15 protein-coding genes are annotated in these 14,535 nt (G+C 66.5%); 6 read left to right on the top strand and 9 right to left on the bottom strand.

All coding sequences use genetic code 11. The annotated features are described in order from the left end of the window. Window positions 1-2 precede the first annotated feature (2 nt). The gene (locus tag AC4PRM_RS13680; protein WP_373256481.1) at window positions 3-848 is read right to left on the bottom strand and encodes a TerC family protein; all 846 of its coding nucleotides are present in this window, start codon (window positions 846-848) and stop codon (window positions 3-5) included. A gap of 284 nt (window positions 849-1,132) precedes the next feature. On the opposite strand from AC4PRM_RS13680, the gene AC4PRM_RS13675 reads away from it, so the two are divergent. The 6 genes from AC4PRM_RS13675 (at window position 1,133) to AC4PRM_RS13650 (ending at window position 6,699) form a co-directional block, all read left to right on the top strand. After that, window positions 1,133-1,687 (top strand): F0F1 ATP synthase subunit delta, encoded by a 555-nt coding sequence (locus AC4PRM_RS13675; protein ID WP_492040278.1) that lies wholly within the window; start codon window positions 1,133-1,135, stop codon window positions 1,685-1,687. Between the two features lie 66 nt (window positions 1,688-1,753). Next, window positions 1,754-3,289, top strand: coding sequence for a F0F1 ATP synthase subunit alpha (atpA, locus tag AC4PRM_RS13670; protein ID WP_373256479.1), 1,536 nt, complete (start codon window positions 1,754-1,756; stop codon window positions 3,287-3,289). A gap of 32 nt (window positions 3,290-3,321) precedes the next feature. Beyond that, entirely contained in the window at window positions 3,322-4,200 is an 879-nt protein-coding gene (locus AC4PRM_RS13665; protein WP_373256477.1) for a F0F1 ATP synthase subunit gamma, read from the top strand. A 46-nt stretch (window positions 4,201-4,246) separates the two neighbouring features. Further along, window positions 4,247-5,815, top strand: coding sequence for a F0F1 ATP synthase subunit beta (gene atpD / locus AC4PRM_RS13660; protein ID WP_373256476.1), 1,569 nt, complete (start codon window positions 4,247-4,249; stop codon window positions 5,813-5,815). Between the two features lie 3 nt (window positions 5,816-5,818). Next, a complete protein-coding gene (locus AC4PRM_RS13655; RefSeq protein WP_492040277.1) occupies window positions 5,819-6,088 on the top strand; it encodes an ATP synthase F1 subunit epsilon in 270 nt (89 codons plus the stop codon). Between the two features lie 281 nt (window positions 6,089-6,369). After that, window positions 6,370-6,699, top strand: coding sequence for a DMT family transporter (locus AC4PRM_RS13650; RefSeq protein ID WP_492040276.1), 330 nt, complete (start codon window positions 6,370-6,372; stop codon window positions 6,697-6,699). Between the two features lie 144 nt (window positions 6,700-6,843). Here AC4PRM_RS13650 and AC4PRM_RS13645 read toward each other — a convergent pair whose 3' ends face one another. From AC4PRM_RS13645 to AC4PRM_RS13610, 8 genes are all read right to left on the bottom strand, one after another. Beyond that, the gene (locus tag AC4PRM_RS13645) at window positions 6,844-7,317 is read right to left on the bottom strand and encodes an RNA pyrophosphohydrolase (protein WP_487921413.1); all 474 of its coding nucleotides are present in this window, start codon (window positions 7,315-7,317) and stop codon (window positions 6,844-6,846) included. 97 nt (window positions 7,318-7,414) lie between these two features. After that, window positions 7,415-8,617 (bottom strand): divergent polysaccharide deacetylase family protein, encoded by a 1,203-nt coding sequence (locus AC4PRM_RS13640; RefSeq protein WP_492040275.1) that lies wholly within the window; start codon window positions 8,615-8,617, stop codon window positions 7,415-7,417. Window positions 8,618-8,728: 111 nt separating this feature from the next. After that, on the bottom strand, window positions 8,729-10,138 hold the full coding sequence (locus AC4PRM_RS13635) for a S41 family peptidase (RefSeq protein ID WP_492040274.1): 1,410 nt from the start codon (window positions 10,136-10,138) through the stop codon (window positions 8,729-8,731). 206 nt (window positions 10,139-10,344) lie between these two features. Then, on the bottom strand, window positions 10,345-11,427 hold the full coding sequence (locus AC4PRM_RS13630; RefSeq protein ID WP_492040273.1) for a murein hydrolase activator EnvC family protein: 1,083 nt from the start codon (window positions 11,425-11,427) through the stop codon (window positions 10,345-10,347). Beyond that, on the bottom strand, window positions 11,427-11,891 hold the full coding sequence (gene rlmH, locus AC4PRM_RS13625; RefSeq protein ID WP_373256468.1) for a 23S rRNA (pseudouridine(1915)-N(3))-methyltransferase RlmH: 465 nt from the start codon (window positions 11,889-11,891) through the stop codon (window positions 11,427-11,429). The genes AC4PRM_RS13630 and rlmH overlap by 1 nt, the downstream gene beginning before the upstream one ends. A gap of 15 nt (window positions 11,892-11,906) precedes the next feature. Next, complete coding sequence (gene rsfS / locus AC4PRM_RS13620; RefSeq protein WP_373256467.1) at window positions 11,907-12,326, bottom strand: ribosome silencing factor; 420 nt, start codon at window positions 12,324-12,326, stop codon at window positions 11,907-11,909. 97 nt (window positions 12,327-12,423) lie between these two features. Continuing rightward, window positions 12,424-13,110 carry a nicotinate-nucleotide adenylyltransferase gene (locus AC4PRM_RS13615; protein ID WP_492040272.1) on the bottom strand — a complete coding sequence of 229 codons (687 nt, stop codon included), beginning with the start codon at window positions 13,108-13,110 and terminating at the stop codon, window positions 12,424-12,426. 97 nt (window positions 13,111-13,207) lie between these two features. Beyond that, complete coding sequence (locus AC4PRM_RS13610; RefSeq protein WP_492040271.1) at window positions 13,208-14,500, bottom strand: glutamate-5-semialdehyde dehydrogenase; 1,293 nt, start codon at window positions 14,498-14,500, stop codon at window positions 13,208-13,210. Window positions 14,501-14,535: the final 35 nt, after the last annotated feature.

Raw genomic sequence — 14,535 nt, 5'->3', positions numbered from 1 at the left:
GTTCAGTGGGTCGGGTCGGCGGCGGCTTCGGCCTCTGCGGCCTGGGCACGAGACTCGGCGGCATTGGCCTCCGCGCGGGCGCGTTCGGCCTTCTGCTTCTTGGTCGCGGACCTTCGGCTGAGCATGTTCAGCGCCTCGACACCGGCCGAGAAGGCCATGGCGGCGTAGATGTAGCCCTTGGGCACATGATAGCCGAAGCCGTCGGCGATCAGGACCATGCCGATCATCAGCAGGAAGCCCAGGGCCAGCATGACCACGGTGGGGTTCTTGTCGATGAAATCACCAAGCGGGTCGGCGGCCAGAAGCATGACGGTGATGGCCACCAGAACGGCGACGACCATGATCGGCAGGTGCTCGGTCATGCCGACAGCGGTCAGGATGCTGTCGATCGAGAAGACCAGGTCGATCAGGATGATCTGGAAGATCGCGGCCCCGGCGTTGTTGATCACGACGTCGGCCTTGCCACCCTTGCTCTTGTCGAGCAGGTCGTGGCTGGGGGTCGGATCGACCGAGTGGTGGATTTCCTTGGTGGCCTTCCAGACCAGGAACAGGCCGCCGACGATCAGGATCATGTCCTTCCACGAAAACTCATTGCCCATGACCGAGAAGACGGGCTGGGTCAGGGTCACGATCCAGGCGATGGTCGACAGCAGGGCCAGGCGCATGACCAGCGCCAGGGAGATACCGATGCGGCGAACGCGCGAACGGTGCTCGGGCGGCAGCTTGTTCGAGAGAATCGAGATGAAGATCAGGTTGTCGATGCCCAGCACGACTTCCATCACGATCAGGGTGACGAGCGCGGCCCAGGCCGCGGGGTCGGTGAGCAGGGGGGTAATGCTGTCAAACATCGGGGCTGTGATTCCTGAGAGGGGCCGTCGTAAAGCCGCGACCCTGAATGCCCTTCATACAGTCGTGGTTGCAGGTGCGGCAATGCGTCTGTGGTTGGAAGGTATGCGGCGGGGCGTCTCGGTTGCGGGAGTGAAAAGCCCATGCTATCAGGCGCCCGGCTTGCAGGAGGCGTTTCTCACGAAACGGCTCTAGTCGTGCTTTCCATAAGTATATCAAGCCCTTGATCGACGCGAACGTCGTGGTCGTTCGTGACACAACATGCTTATCCGGACGGACAAGACCCTTGGCTGACGAATTCAGGACGACAGAAGTCGCAGAGCGCTATGCCCAGGCGCTGTTCGACCTCGCCGACGAAACCGGTGCAATCGACGCCGTGCGCGCCGACCTGAAGTCGCTGCGCGCCGCCTGGCACGAGAGCGCGGACCTGCGCCGCCTGGCGACCTCGCCGGTGATTTCCGACGAAGATCAGCAAAAAGGTCTGGTCGCCATCGCCGACAAGGCGAAGTTCCACAAGACGACCCGCAACTTCCTTGGCCTGCTGGCCCAGAATGGTCGCTCGGGCGACCTGACCGGCGTCATCGCCGGTTATGAGGCGCTGTATGCCAAGAAGACCGGACTGGTCGCCGCCGAGATCGTCTCGGCCCAGGCCCTGACGGCCGCACAGACCAAGTCCATCCAGACTGCCCTGCGCACCGCCCTGGGCAAGGACGCCGAAATGACCGCCCGTGTCGATCCGTCGATCCTGGGTGGCCTGAAGGTCAAGGTCGGCTCGAAACTGTTCGATGCCTCGCTGAAGACCAAGCTCGACCAGATGAAATTTGCCCTCAAAAGGGCCTGATACACCCCGATTGACCGTCGGCCCGGTGCCGACGCCCAAGAACGACGAAAGCCAGAGAGCCTGACCATGGACATCCGCGCCGCCGAGATTTCGGCCATCCTCAAGTCCCAGATCGCCAACTTCGGCGTCGAAGCGGACGTGTCCGACGTCGGCCAGGTGCTGTCGGTCGGCGACGGCATCGCCCGCATCCATGGTCTGGACAATGTCCAGGCCGGCGAAATGATCGAATTCCCCAAGGCCGGCGTGAAGGGCATGGCCCTGAACCTGGAGCGCGACAACGTCGGTGCCGTGATCTTCGGCCAGGACAACCAGATCGCCGAGGGTGACGAGGTCCGCCGTCTGGGCGAGATCGTGGACGTTCCGGTCGGCAAGGGTCTGCTGGGCCGCGTCGTCAACCCGCTGGGCGAGCCGATCGACGGCAAGGGCCCGATCCAATTCACCGAGCGCCGCCGCGTGGACGTCAAGGCGCCCGGCATCATCCCGCGCAAGTCGGTGCATGAGCCGATGCAGACCGGCCTGAAGGCCATCGACACCCTGATCCCCGTCGGCCGTGGCCAGCGCGAGCTGATCATCGGTGACCGTCAGGTCGGCAAGACCGCCGTGGCGATCGACACCATCCTGAACCAGAAGTCGATCAACGTCGAAGGCGCGTCCGAAGGCGACAAGCTGTACTGCATCTATGTCGCGATCGGGCAGAAGCGCTCGACCGTGGCCCAGATCGTCAAGACTCTGGAAGAGCGCGGCGCGCTGGAATACACCATCGTCGTGGCCGCCACGGCGTCCGAGCCTGCTCCCCTGCAGTTCCTGGCTCCGTTCTCGGGCACGGCCATGGGCGAGTTCTTCCGCGACAACGGCATGCACGCCCTGATCGTGTATGATGACCTGTCCAAACAGGCCGTCGCCTATCGCCAGATGTCCCTGCTGCTGCGCCGCCCGCCGGGCCGCGAAGCCTATCCCGGCGACGTCTTCTATCTGCACAGCCGCCTGCTGGAGCGTTCGGCCAAGCTGAACGAGGACAATGGTTCGGGCTCGATGACGGCCCTGCCGCTGATCGAGACCCAGGCCAACGACGTGTCGGCCTATATTCCGACGAACGTGATCTCGATCACCGACGGCCAGATCTTCCTGGAATCCGACCTGTTCTACCAGGGCATCCGTCCGGCCGTGAACGTCGGCATCTCGGTGTCGCGCGTGGGCTCCTCGGCCCAGATCAAGGCGATGAAACAGGTTGCCGGTTCGATCAAGGGCGAGCTGGCCCAGTATCGGGAAATGGCCGCCTTCGCCAAGTTCGGCTCGGATCTGGACGTCTCGACCCAGCGCCTGCTGGCCCGCGGTGCCCGCCTGACGGAGCTGCTGAAGCAGCCCCAGTATTCGCCGCTGACGGTCGAGGAGCAGGTCGTTTCGGTCTATGCCGGGACGCGCGGTTATCTGGACAACATCGCCGTGGCCGACATCGCCCGCTTCGAGAGCGAACTGCTGGCCCGGATGCATTCGAACCACGCCGGCATCCTGAACAGCATCAAGACGACCAAGGCCCTGTCCAAGGACCTGGAAGCCGAGCTGAAGGCCGCCATCGAAGCCTTCGCCAAGACCTTCGCCTGATACTGACCCGGAAAGCGAGAGAGTAGCGCCGGATGGCCAGCCTCAAGGAAATGCGCGATCGGATCGGAAGCGTCAAAGCGACGCAAAAGATCACGAAAGCCATGCAGATGGTCGCCGCGGCCAAGCTGAAACGCGCCCAGGACCAGGCCGAGAACGCCCGGCCCTATGCCACCAAGATGGCCTCGGTCATCGCCAATCTGGCGGCCGGTGTCTCGGGGGCTGATGCGCCCAGGCTGCTGGCGGGCACGGGTGGCGATCAGCGTCATCTCGTCGTCGTCGCCTCGGCGGACAAGGGTCTGGCGGGTGGTTTCTCGACCAACATCATCCGGGCCGCGCGCGAGCGCATCCGCAGCCTGATCGCCTCGGGCAAGGATGTTCGCATCGTCGCCGTCGGCAAGAAGTCGCGCGACCAGCTGACCCGAATGTTCGGCGACAAGGTGGTGCGTACTTTCGAGCTGAGCGAGCACAAGGTGCTGGGTATGGCCGCCGCCCAGCCGGTGGCCCAGTTCATTGCCGACAGCTTCGAGAACGGCGAGACCGATGTGGTCACCCTGTTCTACAGCCGCTTCCAGTCGGTGATTGCCCAGGTGCCGACCGCCAAACAACTGATCCCCGCCGTTGTGGAAGGCGACGCCGCCCCCATCGACCTGAACGGTGCGGTCTATGAATACGAGCCCTCGGAAGAGGAAATCCTCGAGACCCTGCTGCCGCGCAACCTGACCACCCAGGTGCTGGCTGCGCTGTACGAGAACCAGGCGGGCTTCTTCGGCTCGCAGATGGCGGCGATGGACAATGCCACGCGCAATGCGGGCGACCTCATCAATGCCCTGACCCTGCAGTACAACCGCAAGCGCCAGGCCCAGATCACCACTGAACTGATCGAGATCATCGCCGGCGCCGAAGCCCTCTGATCCCGATCCCGCTGACATAGACGTTATTCCGAACCGGAACCCTGCCATGACCGACACCATCGCCAAGACCCCCGCCCCGAAGAAGCCCGCCGCCAAGAAGCCGGCCGCGCCCAAGGCCCCCGCCGCCACTGCCGCGACGGGCAACACCGTCGTGATCGAAGGCACGGGCGTGGGCAAGATCGCCCAGGTCATCGGCGCCGTGGTGGACGTCGAGTTCACCGGCGACCTGCCCGCCATCCTGAACGCCCTGCACACCCAGAACGTCGACCAGAAGACGGGCGAGCCCTTCACCCTGGTTCTGGAAGTCGCCCAGCACCTGGGTGAGAACATGGTCCGCACCATCGCCATGGACACGACCGAGGGCCTGACCCGCGGCCAGGCCGTGACCGACACCGGCGGCTCCATCCAGGCCCCTGTCGGCCCCGGCACCCTGGGCCGCATCATGAACGTCGTCGGCGCGCCGATCGACGAACAGGGCCCGATCAAGACTACAATGTACCGCCCGATCCACCGCGAGGCGCCTTCGTTCGAAGAGCAGTCGACCTCGTCGGAAATCCTGGTCACGGGCATCAAGGTCATCGACCTGATGTGCCCCTACACCAAGGGCGGCAAGACCGGCCTGTTCGGCGGCGCTGGCGTGGGCAAGACCGTGACCATGCAGGAGCTGATCAACAACATCGCCAAGGCCTACGGCGGCTATTCGGTGCTGGCCGGCGTGGGTGAACGCACCCGCGAGGGCAACGACCTGTATCACGAGATGATCGAGTCCAACGTGAACGTGGACCCGGCCAAGAACGGCGGTTCGACCGAGGGCTCCAAATGCGCCCTGGTCTACGGCCAGATGAACGAGCCTCCCGGCGCCCGCGCCCGCGTCGCCCTGACCGGCCTGGCCCAGGCCGAATATTTCCGCGACGAAGAGGGCAAGGACGTCCTGCTGTTCGTCGACAACATCTTCCGCTTCACCCAGGCTGGTTCGGAAATGTCGGCTCTGCTGGGCCGCATCCCCTCGGCCGTGGGCTATCAGCCGACGCTGGCCACCGAGATGGGCAATCTGCAGGAGCGCATCACCTCGACCAAGAAGGGCTCGATCACCTCGATCCAGGCCATCTACGTCCCCGCCGACGACCTGACCGACCCGGCGCCCGCCGCTTCGTTCGCCCACCTGGACGCCAAGACCGTTCTGAACCGCGACATCGCCGCCCAGGCCATCTTCCCCGCCGTGGACCCGCTGGACTCCACCTCGCGGATCATGGACCCGCTGGTCATCGGCGAAGAACACTACAACGTCGCCCGCTCGGTCCAGGAAGTGCTTCAGTCCTACAAGGGCCTGAAGGACATCATCGCCATTCTGGGCATGGACGAACTGTCGGAAGACGACAAGCTGATCGTCTCGCGCGCTCGCAAGATCAGCCGCTTCCTGTCGCAGCCCTTCTTCGTGGCCGAACAGTTCACCAACTCGCCCGGCAAGTTCGTCGAACTGGCCGACACCATTCGCTCGTTCAAGGGCATCGTGGCCGGTGAATACGACCACCTGCCCGAAGCCGCCTTCTACATGGTCGGCGCCATCGAGGAAGCCGTCGAGAAGGCCGCCAAGATGGCTGCCGAGGCGGCCTGATCCATGGCGGGCAAGCTCCACTTCTCGCTGGTGGCACCTGAGCGCGAGGTCTTCTCCGGCCTCGTGGATCAGGTCGATGCGCCCGGCGTCGAAGGCGACTTCGGCGTCCTGGCGGACCACGCCCCCTTCATGACGGCCCTGCGCGAAGGCGTGGTGACGGTCATCGACGGGAACGCGCGCCGTCAGTTCGACGTGCACGGCGGCTTTGCCGACGTCACGCCCGCCGGGCTGACCATCCTGGCCGAACAGGCCTCGGAAGTCTCAGCTTCCTAATTCTCCGCTCATCCCGGCGAAAGCCGGGACCCAGTGCTGTCCAGCTTGGCATCAAGTTTTCGGACAGGGGCTGCGTATAGCGACCACAGTGTCGTCACCCAAAGGTCTGGGTCCCGGCTTTCGCCGGGATGAGCGGTGTGGGTGAGGCACTTGACCCGCCGCCAAGCTGTCCCAGATAAGACGCATCAGACGAGGCCACGTCCTCGCCTCGCGTCGCGCTGATCCTTGCGACGCGGGACAAGTCCGGGACGGCCCGGCCCTTGTGAAGGAGGGCCGTGATCATGGCCTGGATCTATCTGTTTATCGCCGGTCTGCTGGAAATCGTCTGGGCGTTTTCCATGAAACAGTCCGAAGGCTTCACCAGGCTGGGGCCCAGTCTAGTGACGCTGGTCGCCATGGTGGCTAGTTTCGGCCTGCTGTCGCTGTCGATGAAGACCCTGCCGCTGGGCACCGCCTATACGATCTGGACCGGCATCGGTGCGATCGGGGCGTTTGTCGTCGGTATCCTCTGGCTGAACGAGGGCGTGCATCCCATGCGGGTGGCGGCGGCCGGTCTGATCGTGGCGGGGCTTGTGCTGATGCGGCTGGCCCCGACAGGAGCGGCAGTCTGACCGTTCTCCCTCCCCTTTATGGGGAGGGATGTCGGCGCGAAGCGACGACAGGGTGGGGTATGTCAGACGGAGCTCACGCCCTTACGAGCCCCACCCTGATCGCTGCGCGATCTGTCCCTCCCCACTTCAGGGGAGGGAGAAACTCTACCGAGCTAGCTCAGCGAACGCCGCCACCACCTGCTCATAGACCCCTCGCTTGAACGGCACGATCAGGTCGGGCGCTTCAGCCAGTCGGCCCCAGCGCCAGGCGTCGAACTCGACCTCGTCATGCTGTTCCAGATCGATGTCGGCCTCGTCGCCCGTGAACCGATAAGCGAACCAGGCCTGCTTCTGACCCTTCCAGCCGCGCGCGCGTTTGGTGTCCGCGAAATCGGCGGGAAAGTCATAGGCGATCCAGCCTTCGGTTCGGCTCAGGTATTCAATCGATGTGACCCCGGTTTCCTCTGCCAGCTCGCGGCGGGCGGCGGTTTCCAGATCCTCGCCGTCGTCGACGCCGCCTTGCGGGAACTGCCAATTATAGGGACCGGCCTGTCCTGCCCGTCGCCCGTACCAGACTCGCCCGTCCGGGTGGAACAGCACGACGCCGACGTTGGGGCGGTGGTGGGGGAGGTCGGTCATAGGTTTTAGGTTCTAGGGATTAGGTTCGAGGGAAGAAAGCCGGTGTGGAGTGCGTGCCATCCCTAGTCCCTAGTCCCTACTCCCTAGACCCTAGTCCCTATCTCCCCGGCCTTTGCGTCATCGCCGATGCCGGGGCCAGTTGAAGCCCCCGCGCTTCCAGCTCCGAGGTCCAGCGGGCGACGGCCTCGACCGTGACGGGGTAGCTGAAGCCAGTGCCCATGGCCTGGCCGCGCGCCTTGGCCAGAGCCTCCAGCGCGTTCAGCTGGCCGACGATGGCGGCGGGGGTCTGCTGCTCGTCAATGATGCGGTTGGCGCTGGCACGGGCCCAGGCGCCGGGGCGGCGGCTCATGGAGCCATCGTCAAGGAAGGCCACGCCGCGCTGGCGCAGGACGCCCAGGAAGGCGTTCATGGCCCCATCCGAGGTCGCGAACTTGTCGCCCATATAGTTGGTCACGGCGAAATAGCCGGTGGCGCGGCCCAGCAGCCAGTTCATCCTGGCGGCGATGTCAGCGCTGTCGCCGCTGGCCAGTAGCGTATAGGGGCCGGGGTCGTTGTCGGGATAGCCGGTGGGCTCCATCGGCATTTCCAGCATGACCTCATGGCCATGGGCGCGGGCCAGGTCGATCCAGCCCTGCAAACCCTCGGCATAAGGCACGAAACTGAGCGTCACATCGGCGGGCAGGCGTTCGATGGCGGCACGGGTCGTCACGGCGTTCAGACCCAGCCCACCGACCACCAGCGCGACGCGTGGACGGCCGTTGGCGCGAAAGGGTCTCGCATAGGCCTGGGCCGGGACGCGACCGTCGGTGGCGATGACCGGCAGAGGCCCGTCTGGGCCCGGCTGCGACAGACCCGCCAGGGGCGCGGCGGGCAGGGGCGAGGCGATGGCCAGGCGCGGGGCGGTGACGGGCGCACCATTGCCGGACACGGTCGCGCCGTTGGGCAGGGTGATGACCGCCTCGCCAGACAGGGCGGGGTCGATGACGCTGCCGTCGGCGGCCAGGTCCTGATAGCTGCCGTAGGCCCCCATGGAAAAGGCCTCCAGTCCGGTCGGGGCCGGGGCCTCGACGACGGGCGTGCGGGCCAGTTCGGCGCGGGCCGAGGGCACGCCGGCGCGGGGGTCGCCCAGGACGGCGATGAACAGGCCGGCCGCGGCCAGCAGCAGGACGCCGGCACCGGCCACGGCGACGGGCGGCTTCTTCAGCTGGCGCATGACCGGGGCGAAGGCATCGCCCATGGATTTGCGGGCCGGAGGCGCTCCGGCAGTGGCGGCGAGGACGGACTGGCGCTTGGCGAACATGGCGGTGTGAACGGCTCGAGGGCGGGCCCTGCGCAGGCAGGACCCTTCACGCCTCACACTGAACGCTGTCGGTTAAGAAAGCCTAACGTGGCATTAGGCATGCACGTGCGACTATTCGGGCTGCTGAATGATATCAGCGGGCAAGCGCGGTCGCACTTCGTCCGTCTCTGCCTCGGCAATGACGACCGTCGGCGTACCCGGCGGGGTAACCACGATGCCTTCGGGCGCAGCCGCCAGCTGGCTGAGATTTCCGCCCGCTCGCAACACGTCGAAGGCGCGTTCCAGCTGATAGTCCTTGTCTTCGGGCCAGTCCTCACCGGGGGCCTCAACCGGCGTGTGCGGCCCCTTGCGCTCGGCCCCGATGGAGGCGTCCAGAGCGGTCGCGTATCCAGCCTCGGAGTAGATGAAGTTGGAGCGCGAGACGATCCGCGCCTCGGCCATGGAACGCGAGACCTCCAGATCGGGCTCGATGCCGATCTTCTGGATGGAGCCGCCGGACGGCGTATAGTAGCGGGCCGTGGTGATCGACAGGGCCCCGTCGCGGCCCCCCCGCAGCGGGATAACGGTCTGGACCGACCCCTTGCCGAAGCTGGTCAGGCCGATGACGGTCGCCCGCTCGTGATCCTTGAGCGCCCCGGCCACGATCTCGGAAGCGGAGGCGGAGCCATAGTTGATCAGCACCACGACGGGCAGGCCGCCGGTCAGGTCGCCCTGAGACGCATAGTAGCGCTGGATCTGTTCGGCGGTGCGGCCGCGCTGGCTGACGATCTCGCCGCGTCCGAGGAAGGCGTCCGACACGGAAATGGCCGCGTCCAGCAGTCCGCCACCGTTGTTCCGCAGGTCCAGGACGTAGCCCTTGATGGTCGGGTTCTCGGTCTTCAGCCGGGCGATGGTTTCGCCCAGTTCGCGTCCGGTGTTTTCGTTGAAGGTCGAGACACGCAGATAGCCGAACTCGCCCTCGACCCGGCCCGTAACGGATTCGATCTTGATGACCTCGCGGGTCAGGGTCACTTCGCGCGGCTCTTCGCCGTCACGCAGGAAGGTGACCTTGATGGAGGTGCCTGCGGCACCGCGCAGCTTGTCGGAGACCTGGGTCACGGTCAGGCCGGCAGCGTTCTGGCCGTCGATCACCGAGATGACGTCGCCCGCCTGCACGCCCGCGCGCGCAGCGGGTCCGCCGTCCATCGGCGAGATGATCTTCACGAAACCGCCCTCGGCCTGGATGGTCAGGCCGACGCCGGAATACTGGCCGGTCGTCCGCTCCTGCAGGTCGCCATAGCCGTCCGGCGGCAGGTAGTTGGAGTGGGGGTCCAGCGACGTCATCATGCCCTGAAGCGCCGCCTCGATCAGCTTCTTGTCATCGACCGGTACGACATAGGCCTGCTCGACGATGCCCAGCACGTCGCCGAACAGGGCCACCATGCGGAAGGCCTCGTTGCGCGGGGTCTGGCCCACAGCGGTCGCGGCCCCCAGGCCCACCAGAGTGGCCGCAGCAGCACCGATCAAAAGCAGCTTACGCATCAAGTCTCTTTCCGTCGGGCCGCAACACCGGCCAGTGCACTCAGATAGGAAGTTATCGGCGACTTATTCGTGGCCAACCGCAGTTTGTCGATAAAATCAGCGTCATCAGGAAGGGTCTAGGCTTTAGGGCCTAGGTTCTAGTGAAGAAAGTGATGTTCGAAACCGTGCTCAATCGCCCCTAGAACCTAAGCCCTGAAACCTGGAACCTACTCCAGCCACGGGGCCGGATCGATGGGCCGTTCGTCGCGGCGCAGTTCGAAATACAGTTCGCCGTCCGGGCCGGTGCGGCCAAGGGTCTGGCCGTCGGTGACGGTGTCTCCCGTCTGGACCGACAGGCTGTCCATGCCCGAGACGATGGCGCGCCAGCCGGGACCCAGGTCCAGGATCACGACTTCGCCCCAGCCGCTGAGCGGACCGGCATGGACGATGCGGGCATTGGCGGGGGCTCTGGCCTCGGCCTCGTCGGCTCGCCAGCGCCAGCCGGTTGCGCCGCGCCCATAGCGCTGGGAGGGTGCCGCAGTGATCGGGGCGGTCAGGCGGCTGCGTCCGGCAGGCAGACGGGCGACAGTTGTCGTGGCGGTGGCGTCGACCGTGGGGATGGAGGCTCCCAGGGCCTGGAGACGGGCCTGAAGCACACTGGCGGCGCGTTCTGCAGCCTGGGCTTCGGCCCGCAGGACGGTGCCCAGCGCGGCCTTGCGCGTCGTCAGGCTTTCGATCTCTGCGCGGCGGTTGCCTTGGGCACTTTCGGCGGTGAAAAGGGCTTCACTGTTCAGGGCGGCCAGGCGGCGGACGCGGCTGACTTCCTCGCGCCGGTCGGTGATGGCTTCGGCATCCCTGCGCAGATCCGGCGCGATGGTGCGCATCAGGATGGAGGCCCGCACCGTATCGACCGCGCGATCGGCGGGCACCAGCAGGGGCGGCGGGGGGCGGCGGCTCATCATCTGCAGCGCGGAAAGCAGGCGACCTTCGCGGGCACGGGTGCGGGACAGTTCGGCGATCAGCGTGGCCTCGCGCGCCTGAAGCGCGCGCAGGCGTTCGCGCTGGGCCACGATACGGGCGTCCTCGGACCCCAGAACGGCGCGAAGCCGAGCCAGCTCACGTTCCAGTTCGATACTCTCGGCTGCGGCCTCGGTGGCCTGGGCTCTCAGACGGCGGGCGCGGACCTGTTCGTCGCGGTATTCGGCCTGAAGGCGGGCGACCTCCCCTGCACGGGGTTCCTGAATTGCCCAGGCTCCGACAGGGACGGCCACGGCGGCCAGCGCACAGAGGGTCAGGATCAGGCGACGCATCAGTCGCGATGATAGGGCGAACCGGCCAGAATGGTCACCGCACGATACAGCTGTTCGGCCAGCATGGCGCGGGCCAGCGCATGCGGCCAGGTCTGGGGCCCAAAGGCCAGGGTCGAGGACGCCGCCTGACGCACGGTGTCGTCCAGACCATCCGCCCCGCCGATGGCAAAGACCAGCCGCCGCTCACCCCGGTCCCGCAACATGGCGATATGATCGGCAAAGGCGCGGCTGGAATAGGTGCGGCCCCGCTCGTCGCAGGCGATCAGGTGAGCGCCCTCGGCCGCCTTCAGGATCAGCTCGGCCTCCGGGGCCTTGCCGGGTTTGCGGGGCTCCAGATCGATGAGCTCGAGCGGACCCAGGCCCAGCGCGCGTCCGGCCAGGCTGGTACGTTCGGCATAGTCGGCGGCCAGGTTCGCTTCGGGCCCACGCCCCGGCTTGCCGATGGCGATGACGCCCAGCTTCATCGCCTGCGGGCCGGACTAGTCGCGGCTGTCGACGCGGTGGCCGCTGTCGACCGACCAGATCTTCTCGATGTTGTAGAAGGTGCGAACCTCGGGCCGGAACAGGTGGACGATGACGTCGCCCGCATCCAGCAGCACCCAGTCGCAGTGCGGCAGACCAGAAACCTTGACCTTGCCCAGACCTTCTTCCTTCAGCGTGCGCTGAAGGTGGTCGGCCAGGGCCCCGACGTGACGATGCGACCGCCCGGAGGCGATGATCATGCTGTCGGCCATGGGCGACTTGCCCTTCAGGTCGATCAGGATGATGTCCTGGGCCTTGTCGTCGTCCAGCTTGGCCAGAATGGCCTGCTCCAGAGGGGTCGAGCCGACAGGAAGGGGGGCCTGGGAACCGCTCTCGTAGGGGCCGTCTTCCGAGTGGATGGGCGGAATGGCGTCCATTTCGTGCGCCGTGTTCGAAACGGCTTCATCATGCGCATCGTGCGCGGTCGAGGGGGTCAGCGGAAGGCTCCGGGGGAATTACTAAAGCGGCAGCCTATCACGAATGCGGGGCGGCGTCACCCACGCCCCTTACGGCCCGAATTGCTGACGACGAACGCGGGTTCAGCGGTGCGGTCAGATAGGTCCAGGCGGGGGCTTCCATAAAGGGAAGCAGCCCAGCACGGGCAGCGGGAATGCGGGCTCCGGCAAAGCGGGCGGCGGCGGGCGCGGTACGGCTGTCCAGCAAGCTGCCGGGCCGTGCGATGACAGCCACGGGCATCAGCCGCATGATATCCGTCCACCCGCGCCAGCGGTGGAAACTGGCCAGATTGTCGGAGCCCATCAGCCAGACGAAATGCACCCCGGGGTAACGGGCCACCAAAACCCTCAGGGTATCGATGGTCCATTGTGTGCCCATCCGGGTCTCGACATCCGACACGACCATGACCGGTCCACGCGCAGCGGCGTCCGCCGCCCGACGGGCCGAGGCCATGCGCTGGTTCAGAGGTGCGCTGTCGCGGGCATCCTTCAGAGGGTTCTGGGGTGAGACCAGCCAGACGACCCGGTCCAGACCCAGGCGGCGCATAGCGGTTTCGGCGACATGGGCATGACCGTCATGGGCCGGATTGAACGAGCCGCCGAACAGCCCGACCGTCATGCCGGGGCTTAGGGTCAGGCCATCTCGCAGGGCACCCTTGCGGGGTCCAGACGTGCGGGGCGCGGGGCCGGCGTGAAAGAAGGACAAGGCGGCAGGGCTCGCGCGGACTTATGCTCACTCGCGCCCTAACACGCAGATCGCGGCGTGTCGCGCGTGATTGTCCGTCGCCGGACGGCTGCGCACCTCAGGGCCGCGTCTGACCCTGACCCCGGATCACATACTTGAAGCTGGTCAGCTGCTCGGCACCGACCGGGCCGCGGGCGTGCAGGCGGTCTGTAGAGATGCCGATCTCGCCGCCGAAGCCGAACTCGCCGCCGTCCGCGAACTGGGTGGAGGCGTTGGCCAGGATGATACCAGCGTCGGCCTCGGCCAGGAAGCGCTCGATGGCGGCCTCGTCGGAGGCGACGATCGACTCTGTGTGGCCCGAGCCATAGCGGGCCACGTGGTCAAGGGCGGCGTCGAGGCCGTCCACCACCTTCACGGCGAGAATGGGTTGGAGGTATTCCGTCGACCAGTCGTCGTCATTGGCGGCTGTCGCAGCGGGGACCAGGGCGCGGGCGGCGGGGTCGCCACGCAGTTCGCAGCCGGCTTCGGTCAGGTCGCGGGCGATCAGCGGCAGCAGGGTGTCGGCGGCGGCCTGGTCGATCAGCAGGGTCTCGGCCGCCCCGCAGACCGAGACGCGGCGCATCTTGGCATTCAGAACCACGGCGCGGGCCATGTCGGCATCGGCACTGGCGTGGACATAAACGTGATTGACGCCCTCCAGGTGGCCGAGCACGGCGACGCGGGCTTCGTTTTTCACACGCTCCACCAGCGATCGGCCGCCGCGCGGGATCAGCAGGTCGATCGCGCCGTCCAGCCCGGTCAGGATGTGGCCCACCGCGGCGCGGTCGCGCGTGGTGACGATCTGGACGGTGTCGGGCGACAGGCCCGCGCTTTGCAGTCCCTCGGTCAGGGCGGCGTGGATCGCCAGATTGGACCGCAGGCATTCGGACCCGCCTCGGAGGATCACCGCATTGCCTGCGCGAACGGCGAGGGCGGCGGCATCGGCGGTGACGTTGGGGCGGCTCTCATAGATGATGGCCAGCACGCCGATGGGGGTGCGGACACGGGCGATGTCCAGGCCATTCTCGGGCGTCCAGCGCGCCGTCTCGACCCCGACCGGGTCGGGGATGGCCGCGATGGATGCCAGCGCGCCGATCACGCCCTCCAGCCGTTTCTCATCCAGGGCGAGGCGATCCATCATGGCCCCGGCCATGCCCTTGGCGCGGGCATCGTCCAGATCGGCGGCATTGGCGGCCAGGACCTGACTTGCCCGGGCCCGAAGAGCTGTAGCCATTCCTGCGATGGCTCGCGTACGTGTTTCGGGCCCGGCGAGGGCCAGGGCGCGAGCCGCCGCCCGGGCGCGTCGGCCCATGGCGGCCATGTCGTCGGGGAGAGAGGAGTCTGCGGTCGGGGCGGGGGCGTCCTGTGTCATGATCATCTCTTTAAGGTCGGCCCTAACCGCAGGGT

The organism is Brevundimonas sp. DW-iso22, assembly GCF_058725425.1.
The sequence above is the reverse complement of the archived record's forward strand: the minus strand, read 5'-3'. Positions and strand labels throughout refer to the sequence as shown.